This window comes from Paraburkholderia bengalensis, assembly GCF_037126505.1.
Taxonomy (GTDB): Bacteria; Pseudomonadota; Gammaproteobacteria; order Burkholderiales; family Burkholderiaceae; genus Paraburkholderia; species Paraburkholderia bengalensis.
Map to the genome: position 1 here is coordinate 1 of NZ_JACFYJ010000330.1, position 281 is coordinate 281.

The window sequence follows — 281 nt, forward strand, 5'->3', positions numbered from 1 at the left end:
CTGATGCCCATCTTGCGACACACCTCGGCTACGGGTGTACCCAGCTCGGCCTGCTTCAGCGCGTAGGCAATCTGCTCGTCGGTGTACCTGCTCTTCTTCACGGCATGACCTCCTGGTCGCAGTTCCTGAATCATGCCGGATTTTTCCACCTCTGACTGGTCCGGAATTCCGGGGCAGCCTCACGGTTGCGAGTTCCCTGAAACCGCGTCCACGCGGACCGAGGGTCGGGAGTCGTCGCATCGGGCGGCATACTGAAATCATCATCAATGACGTATTGACAG

1 protein-coding gene is annotated in these 281 nt (G+C 59.1%); it reads right to left on the bottom strand.

Features of this window, described 5'->3' with window-relative positions; all coding sequences use genetic code 11:
* The coding region (locus tag H3V53_RS43510; protein ID WP_336603086.1) for a transposase at positions 1 to 101 on the bottom strand (101 nt) is incomplete at its 3' end.
* Between the last annotated feature and the right edge of the window lie 180 nt (positions 102 to 281).